The 9,232-nt window shown below is 37.8% G+C and carries 8 protein-coding genes; 4 read left to right on the forward strand and 4 right to left on the reverse strand.

Translation table 11 applies throughout. The annotated features are described in order from the left end of the window. Positions 1-239: 239 nt before the first annotated feature. Positions 240-602: a TnsA endonuclease N-terminal domain-containing protein gene (locus ABMY41_RS20730; RefSeq protein WP_235374313.1), complete on the reverse strand. Its 363-nt coding sequence runs from the start codon at positions 600-602 to the stop codon at positions 240-242. 237 nt (positions 603-839) lie between these two features. Here ABMY41_RS20730 and ABMY41_RS20735 point away from each other — a divergent pair, with 237 nt between their 5' ends. From ABMY41_RS20735 to ABMY41_RS20750, 4 genes are read left to right on the forward strand one after another with little or no spacing between them, the layout of a single operon-like run. Next, entirely contained in the window at positions 840-1,976 is a 1,137-nt protein-coding gene (locus ABMY41_RS20735) for a PD-(D/E)XK nuclease-like domain-containing protein (RefSeq protein WP_063530435.1), read from the forward strand. A 60-nt stretch (positions 1,977-2,036) separates the two neighbouring features. Then, positions 2,037-2,822: a recombinase RecT gene (locus ABMY41_RS20740; RefSeq protein ID WP_063529792.1), complete on the forward strand. Its 786-nt coding sequence runs from the start codon at positions 2,037-2,039 to the stop codon at positions 2,820-2,822. Next, complete coding sequence (locus ABMY41_RS20745) at positions 2,822-3,736, forward strand: hypothetical protein (protein ID WP_063529793.1); 915 nt, start codon at positions 2,822-2,824, stop codon at positions 3,734-3,736. The genes ABMY41_RS20740 and ABMY41_RS20745 overlap by 1 nt, the downstream gene beginning before the upstream one ends. Next, positions 3,737-4,798, forward strand: a complete 1,062-nt coding sequence (locus ABMY41_RS20750; RefSeq protein WP_063529794.1) for a hypothetical protein — start codon at positions 3,737-3,739, stop codon at positions 4,796-4,798. It begins immediately after the preceding gene. Positions 4,799-4,893: 95 nt separating this feature from the next. Here the strand turns inward: ABMY41_RS20750 and ABMY41_RS20755 are convergent, their stop codons facing one another. The 3 genes from ABMY41_RS20755 to ABMY41_RS20765 all read right to left on the reverse strand — a co-directional run bounded on the left by ABMY41_RS20755 (position 4,894) and on the right by ABMY41_RS20765 (position 8,174). After that, positions 4,894-6,129, reverse strand: a complete 1,236-nt coding sequence (locus ABMY41_RS20755) for a type II toxin-antitoxin system HipA family toxin (RefSeq protein ID WP_063529795.1) — start codon at positions 6,127-6,129, stop codon at positions 4,894-4,896. After that, positions 6,122-6,418, reverse strand: a complete 297-nt coding sequence (locus ABMY41_RS20760; RefSeq protein ID WP_349276130.1) for a helix-turn-helix transcriptional regulator — start codon at positions 6,416-6,418, stop codon at positions 6,122-6,124. The genes ABMY41_RS20755 and ABMY41_RS20760 overlap by 8 nt, the downstream gene beginning before the upstream one ends. 739 nt (positions 6,419-7,157) lie before the next feature. Then, on the reverse strand, positions 7,158-8,174 hold the full coding sequence (locus tag ABMY41_RS20765) for an IS110 family transposase (protein WP_063527454.1): 1,017 nt from the start codon (positions 8,172-8,174) through the stop codon (positions 7,158-7,160). Positions 8,175-9,232 lie beyond the last annotated feature (1,058 nt).

The raw sequence follows: 9,232 nt of genomic DNA on the forward strand, positions 1-9,232 counted from the left end.
ATATAGAACGTGCGCTAAACGCCAGACCTAGAAAGTGCCTAGGTTACAAACAGCCTGTCGTTGTGTTTAACGAATTACGCAATGCGGCCTAATTTAGCGAGTGGTGCACTTCGGGGTTGAATTCGCGCAAAATACTTGAGCGTTATTATATAGTAGCAGTGAGGGCAAGGCTAAACGCTGGGGTCTTTTTTAGCGGTATGTCACTAACTTGCTAATATAGTTAATAAAAAGTGGTTAATCTATGAGGTTATTTCAACAAGAAAGTCACTTGGTAAGTATTGGTCAATACCTCGAACACTTGGATATTTGATGCCAGTAGATTCAGCAAGCTCTATTGTTATATTGCGTTCAAGCGGAAACTGCTCTTTGACTTGCAGCACATCTTGCCGCCACTCAAGCAAGTAGAACATGGATAGGTCAAGATCGGATAATGAGTGGTGTGTTCGTTTGGATTTATAACCAAAGACTCGATGTACACGACCATCGGATGGCGCATCATAAGCCGTTAACCAAGGCTTATAATTCTGATACTCGCCTGTACCACGCCCTTCTTTAATCCTCTTACGATACTGCACCTCAGTATGGCCAATCTTCCTAGACATATTATACCGCTATAACTTATTGAAAATTCAGCATAGCTAGAGTGAAAGTGTGATGCAAGCACCTCAGAGTCAAACTATATACTTTCTAAATGACTTAACTATCTGAAAATATAAAATTAAAGATCGCGCTCAATTCTCATCATTAACTTTGAAGATAGGTTTTCTTCTTCAGTTCAGCACGAAAAAATCTCTATGACATGATGTTACTACTTTAAATAAGTAGAGCAAGGCAAGAACATGGCATCAGCAAATCTAAAAGTTCAAGAAACAGAAAAACCTACTGAATGGTTTAACACTATTCTGCCTGCATACGATGATTTAGGTAATCCAAACTTTTTGGACTCTAATGGTGATCTTGTTGAAGGTATTTATAGCGGTGTGCCAAATTCTGTTTACCACGAATTAGATGCTCATAGCTCATCTCTGATTAAAGAGTTAGCGAAAAACACACCAGCTCATGTATTTCGTCAATATTTTTCTAATGAGGAAAGAAAACGAACTGCTGCACAAAGAAACACTCTTGATACTGGCACTTATGGTCACGAGTTAATATTAGAGCCAATTGGTTTTTATGATCGCTATTTCCGTGTACCTCTTGCCATTGAGTATCCTACAGCGCTTCACACAAGTGCTGAGCTAAAGGACGCATTAAAAGCCGCAGGTCAAAAGGTCTCAGGCACTAAATCAGAGTTAGTTAAGCGCTTGTTAGATGCTAAACCAAACACCCTAATTTTTGATGATTTGATTGCGAAATCCATAATAAAAGGCGCTGGAGTCAAAGCCTACAACGAAGCTGTAAAAATGGTCGAAAATAATAAGTGTTCTAGCCTATTAGCTGCTTTCAACGATGGAGCGCTTTCACACATAACCCATAAGACACCAATAGATGGTTTAGTCTGGGATGACGCCCATAGAATTTTGGATACATTCAAATCTCACGCTAGAGCTAAGCGATTAATTTCAAATGGTTTTGCGGAACTTACTGTAATAGCGCGAGATCCTGACTCTGGATTAATGCTTAAAGTAAAATTCGATTACATTAACAAGCATGCAATTGCCAGTGATGTTAAGTCTACTCGTTCAGCCAATCCAAATAAGTTTAGATTCCAATGCCGAGACCTTCGATATGACGTTCAAGAGAGTTTCTATAAGTATGTTGCGAATTTAGCAGGTATTCCCGTTAAATTGTTTGCTTTTATCGGTGTTGAATATTTAGAGGCTGATATATGCGAGATTTTTGAGTTGAAACGTACCCGCCAGATGATTGCTCATAATGACATGAAGAAAGCAATTGCAACCCTTAAAGAATGTTTAGATAGCGAAAACTGGTATGGATACACCAAAAACGATGAGGTCGTTGTTATTGACTGGTAATAAGCGCGATTTTTTAAATCAAATATTCTAATTACATATCCAAGTTCAACGGTGAGCGTTATGAGTTTATCACTTCAAGAATATCAAAATTTATTGTATGGAAAATTAACAGCATGCAAAGGCCAGTTTGATGCTTATCTTTCCGAAAATGGTTATAAGCTTGACTTTAATACAGAGCTAAACTACGTCTATCAAATCGTTATGTCTGGATTAAACGTAGAATACAGCTTCCCGTACACTCCAGTTGAGTCCGTAATCAGTTCATTTTTAAAAGCTGCAAAAATAGGCCTTTCACTTTGCCCTACTGAGCAGCTTTGCTTTTTAAAAACTGAGTATAGTGAATCATCAGGCCAATATGTGACTCAATTAGGATTAGGCTACAAGGGAATTCTTAAACTTGCTTACCGTTCTGGAAAAGTAAAACAAATTAATGCGAATGTTTTTTATGAAAAAGACACTTTCCAATACAACGGTGTAAATTCAAAAGTTACCCACACTACAACCGTTCTATCTAAAGCAATGCGTGGACAATTAGCCGGTGGCTATTGTCAAACTGAGCTAATTGATGGTTCTTTTAAGACTACAGTTATGCCTCCTGAAGAAATTTTAGCTATTGAAGAGCAAGGTAAGGCGATGGGCAATGAAGCGTGGCTTTCAGTGCATGTGGATCAAATGAGGGAGAAAACCCTTATTAAACGTCACTGGAAGACTCTCTGCCCTTGTATTTATAGAGATAGTGTTATGAATGACCCAATTTTGTTTGATGATCAAGATTGTCAGCACAGCTCCAATCACCAAGCTTATGAAGAACAATTCGAAAGTGCTTATTCACGTGAGGCGTACTAATGTTATCAGTTCAAATTGAAAAGCTAATCAAATCTACTTCAGACAATATTAAACAGTGGGAAACATTGTTCAACTTGGCTTCACATTCTCATTATTCCGCTTTAATTAAAGAGTGCGCCCTAGATGACGTTGTTGCGACAATTAAAGAAATGGATATGTTGATCGGCTCTCTGAGTCCTGAGCTGCTTAACCTAGTAGACATAAGAGTTAGGAAACATCCCTACACTACTGCATATTGTCTGTTTCCTGCACTAAATACAGATAATGTAATTGCCTACCTTGAAACTCAAGGTATTGTAAAAAGCTATGAACTTGCAGTGGTTTATGACAACGATAAGTTTGCAATTGATGTTAGCTCAAACAAAGTATCTCACGTTAAAGGCGATAGCACTCAGGAGGCTTCATACTCTGGTTGCTATTTATTATTAGAGTTTGAAAATGGTACAAGCAAAGTTTGGTATATGGATGAGTATGAAATGCACTCTGCTTTTGATGCATGGCAAAACAAAGTATTTGGGGGTATGGATGTATTCAACAATACACTTGAATGGGCTGGTTTTGCATTAATTCTTCGTGCCTTGAAAACACTGAACATGCAGGATAGCGTAATTAGCCATCCAATCTTACCCGTTTTAAAAAGCCGATTAACTTCATATTACTCTGATTTCTTTAAGTACTACAAAGAGGCTAATAACGATAAGTTTGCTAGCTGCGTAATTACTTCACAGTACGTTTCAACAGAAGGTGGAGAACTTGAAGAAGCATTAAAAAAACTAGATGACATCATTGAACCACCTGCAAATATTATCGTACTAGGCCAACATAACCGCCAAGTGAGTAATGAAGATACCGAAATGAATGAAGCATCAGAAGAACAGTGCGAATTTTATAACCTTGATTTTGGAGTTATCTGAATGATTAAAGTTGAGTCAGAAATTTTAAATAAATCGGGAAAGCGTGAGAACTGGCGTGAAATTGCATTTTACGCAAGCGATGACGAAACACAGTTTGAAGTTCGAGAGTATTATGGCCAGCAAAAAATAAGTTATATGAAAGAAACGGCTCGCTTGCCATTCGACTGCCTTGGTATTGCTCGAATGAACTACTCTAACATGCTTCGAACTAGGGTTATTGATGGATATAAACCTATCGAGCAATTAAAGACTAAAGTTCCGTGTTTGCCATTTAGCAATTTTAAGCCTCCTATGTATAAGTGTGACTTTGACGTGCCTTTTGCAGAACAGCTTAGCAAAATAAATGACCCTGTTGTTATTCCTGTACAGCAAGGTAAGCGGGCTTATATAAAACTTGGCCAAGAATCGATTAATTCAATACAAGCTGTAGATATTAAAGGTAATGCTTTCACATTAGACAAAAACATTCAGGAAATGCTTGCCTCTAAAGTTGCAATTGGAAGCTTTGAAAGTGGCGTTTTAGAAACGTATATCCTCGATGATGGCTCAGTCTGCTTATACGATGTGATCATGCTAAATGGTACTGAGATTAACTCTAGCTATAAAGATAGACAGAAGTCATTAAAAGGAATGTTTGGCCATAAAAGTGGATTTACTTACCCGGATACGCTTGAAGCAAATACAGACCTTAAATCTCACCCTGGTAGACATTTTATTGTTAAAGACAATAGTGTGTCATGCTTGGATAGCAGAACCTTTGTAATACCAAATTTTTACAGTGTAAAAGTATTGATTGAGGAAAAGTATAGCTATAGACCAGGTTATTATAAGGTAATGTTTACAACACCTGAAGGATACGAGTCTATCGGTGATTTATATCATCCTCATGAAGAGTTGTATGCTAATACACAAATTCAAATAGCTTTTAAGAAAGTGGAAAATGGTAAACCGGTTAACTTTTGGTTTAGTCCCATTCAACATAAAAACAAGCTAAATTATGATGAAGCTGGCACCGAAATTAGTCAGATAAGTCAGCTTTCATACTTTTGGTATGGGCCTTAACAGGCGGCTCCTATTTTGGGCTAAAAATAGTATAGATCATCTCAACTTATCTGACATTTGCAAAATAAGGCATGACAATTTTAATTATCCTGTGCTTAAAGCGCCTTAAATTTTTCTATCATATCATTATCAATCTCTTTGATTAGATTAGATGACAAACCCAAATGCTTGGCCTCATGCCTAAACGAACGCGTTGCTTCAAATATTTCTTCAGCCATAGTCATAATCGCTTTTTTTGAAGACAACCCCGACTGAGCAGCTAGCTGATTTAGTACATTCTTTGGTGTTTGGCCATTGCCACCAAAAGCCGTCATATGCTCTTTGTAAGGATTAGGGCTGTAAACAATGTCGTAGAAAGGTGATAGCGTCCAGTTATCGGAGTCACTAGCAAGAAAACTGAAGTTCTTACTATGATCATCTTGGTTAACAGTTAAATAATTAAACATGCAACGCTTAATAAGCTTCTGTGACTCTGTAACACTGCACATGATGCGCGTAGCTTTTACTAAATCCACATAGTCCAAAGATGGTTCTCGAAATGGGGCATCTAATAACCCACAAGCAGAAATCATATGAATTCGACCGCCTTGTTCTGTGCAATCAAATCTCTTCTGCTCTAGCCAATATCTCCCATTACCCGCATCAATTAAATCAAACTCAGGAACCTCAATGCCAACATTACGAGCCATTTGCATGTAGCAATATTCAACTATTGATTCAGAGTGCTTCAAGTCAAACTTTTCAGATGTAAGCTTTACTATAAGCTTTGTTCCTTGTACGTCGTCTAATGTTGAATATTGACCATTCGATAAACGCGTAACGTTCATTTTTGGCCTAGCACCACCCGATCCCCCCGTTTTCATCAAGTGCTCAAGCAAAGCAGACTCAGTGCCTTCAAATTCTTCAATCGCAGCTCGACCGAGGGTAATAATATCAATTGAACCCTTGGACTCATCAAGTAAATCGAACTCAGGCTCATAGCTCAACGCCCCCATACATCTCTCACCAAGGTAGGCCAAACGCTCTAAAGCGGTAACTGTTTTTGGGTTCTGATTGTTCTGCCTAAATACACGATCCATGAGATAAAGACCCCAACCATCAGGGAGGCTGTCTGCAAAAACTCCATGGATGCCATAATGCGGTTTTCTAGGCGCAACTTGTAGGCTTGTGTCTGCTTTTAAATTGAACGGGGCCAAAGAAGTAGAGTGAGCGTTTAAATACGTCTCGTCAAATTGAAAGAAGCTTTGTTGACTATTTTCAACAAGCTTGCCGACAAGCACCTTTTCACCAGTGCTAAGCTTACGCTTTACGGTTAGGGCAGATTTAAGCATGTCGTAGCACATCCTCTATTGATTTAAATTCAGGTTCACACGACTTTGTTAGCTCTTTCACTTTTTTCAAGTCTCCGACGGTCTCATAAAGCATTAGAAACTGACGTAATGAGATGTTACCGGATGACTCAAACTTTCGGATCGTCGCATAAGGCACGCCAGAGAGATCGGCTAACTTCTGAACACTGAGTTTGTCTTTTTTTCGAGCTGACTTGATAAACTCTTTAAGATCCATCTGCAAATCATAAGCAGTATAAAGGGATAACATAAATACCTCCAAACCTGTCACTATAGTATCAATTATAGCATGTACAATGACATTATTTGTTACTATTGTAACATATATAAAGTGGTATTGAAGATTACTTCATCAAGAGACAATATAAAAGCCATCACCGATGATGAATGAGACTGCCATTATAGTAACAAAAAAATAACATCATCAGTTAAATTTGTTATTATAGTATCAAAAATTGTCAAGATTAGAATTCAGCCTTATAAATTAATCTGTGTATTCACTGTTTTAATAATTAAACCTACACCTCCCATTATTTCTGGTGATGACTTTGGCTTTAGGTATTGATTCTAATGGTATTAAGAAGGGTTCTACTGACACTCTTCTAATTAAATTTGTGTAAGAATCGAACGGGTAAATTTGATAAAGGTTCAAAATAATTTCTACTACCAAATCTCAATCGAGCTACAACTGAGTATTTGAGTATTTGAGTATTAAAAGTCATAATAGATGGTTTGAGCAGCCACAATCTTGACCAAAGATAAAACTCGTCTTTGGACAGAATGTATGGTACGCCCCGTTTTGCAAGTTAATAACTAAAAATAACGGAGATGGTTTGCGCTAATGTATTCAGAGTCTATTAGAGACTAACATTAGTCCCAGCTCTACGATGAGATCTGCGCCAGATTGTCCTCAAAAACGAGAAAGCATTTTTCTTGCTGAACTGTCCACAAGGTCTTCAATCTGGTGGTCTAACCGTTTTGTCATCATTAATTATCATATGCAAACTGACTTAAACTCTAATTTCAAAAGGCTTCTTCGTGGTCATTACAGACCAAGCTATTCTTGCTATTTTATTTGCTAAAGCTACAAGCGCCACATTAAACGGCTTTCGACATTTTAAATCTATCAACCATGTTCCAAAGAACTTTTCTGCTGTTTTATCTCGCCACATAACGGCACGAGCTGCGTGAATAAATAACTCTCTAAGCTCCTTATTCCCTCGCTTAGAAATACCTAGCATTCTGGGCTTTCCTCCCGTTGAATATTGAAATGGCACTAACCCCAGCCAAGCGGCAAAATTACGTCCATTATCAAAATCCTGTGGACTACCAACTGCTGATATACAGCATGATGCAGTCATAGGTCCAACACCTGGAATTGTTTGTAATAACTTAGCTATATCGTTTTCTTTATTTAACGCTAATAACTTATCTTCTTGAGCTTTAATCCACACATTTAGTTGATTGTAATATTCATATTGAGTTGTTAGCTCTGCAATCAATAGCGGTGGCAACACTTCATTTTGATCAGCTATCCATTGGAACAAGTTTTTCATTTGATGATGGCCTCTCGGAAAGCTAAGTCCAAATTCCAGTAGTATCGAGCCAATTCGGTTCATACAGGCGGTTCTTTCTTTAATATAGCCAGAACGAACACGTCTAATAACTATACCTAGTTGAGCTTCTTCTGTTTTGACTGAAACAAACCTCATGTTTGGCCTTGTTGCAGCTTCTGCAATCGCATCTGCATCAATGTAATCATTCTTATGGGTCTTAACATAAGGTTTAACATATTGAGCTGGTATTAGCTTAACCTCATGTCCAAATTGTTTGCATTTCCTTGCTAACCAGTGAGCACCGCAGCAAGCTTCCATTGCAATAACTGTTGATTCTTGGACAGATAGAAAATCGACTAACTTTGCTCTGGAGTATTTATGACGAAATATTTCACGACCAGAATAATCGTGACCAATTAGGTGAAAGGTTGATTTACCTAAATCAATACCTATGACTTTTGCAACTGACATGATGGTTTCCTCCTGTAATAGCCAACACTATGAGTTTAGCTAATGGGTGGGGCGTACCATCTAATTAACGTGTCAGGGACTTTTCTAAATTAGCAACGCACAGATAGCAATACGTACGGCTGTGTTTATCAGACCTGTTTATTCAATAACTTTATCGAGTCCGTTCAAAAGTACCGTTCACATCACGCGTGTAACTTTCCCGTGTGCAATTCGTTATTAGCGCTTACATGGCAAGGCCTCTAGGTTAATACGACAGTGTAACCTAGAGTGCCGCCGCACCTGTTTTTAATGTGAAATGGTAGATACACCGGCAATTATTTTAATAAATACTCACCTTTTGCTTATTCGTAAAAGTGCTATGCGTTAAATTATGATTAAGCGGAACTAAGGCGACAGGTTAATTTTTTCAGCGCCGCAGATAGTTAAAAAATTTTGTTAGTATCAAAGAAACATAAAAAATGAAGGTAACCAGGCACGAGGCCTGGTTGAAAATCAACGATAGTAAAATGGCATGGATGCCACGTTCTAACCGCCAATCTTTTACGGCAATTTAAGATTACACTGCGGTTGGGGCACTATCAATATTAATGAGCACGCGAATGAAAATAGATATTCATTATAAAGTGAAAGTAGAAGGAAGGTTTTCTATTAATTTAATTTCCCTAATTTCTGTAGCCCAATTGGTTATAAGTTTAATAGGTTAATTGTTAGGTAGGGGGTATTGCAGGTCAAAGTGTGATACCCCATTATTTTAGCCGCTAAAATTAAAGTTTCACCGGTGAAACTCAGTTGTTGGATGAAGGTCTTGTGTTTGATTTTCTGCTATCAGTTAACAAATATAAAAATTAATTATTTATCATTATGTTTTCATTTTTTGACAATGCTAAAGGCGTGAACTATAAATACCTTTCAATTGATATTAAAAGGGAAAGTGAACTACTCGCGCCTAAAGGCATCGAGCTTCCAAGATAATAGCCTAAGCTACTAACCTTTCTTTTTTGACGCTTCGTTGGACACCGCTAGTCGAGCTTTTGACTCGGCTAGTCTTACGATTGCCT

The sequence above is a fragment of the Pseudoalteromonas sp. BZA4 genome, assembly GCF_040104395.1.
GTDB lineage: Bacteria > Pseudomonadota > Gammaproteobacteria > Enterobacterales > Alteromonadaceae > Pseudoalteromonas.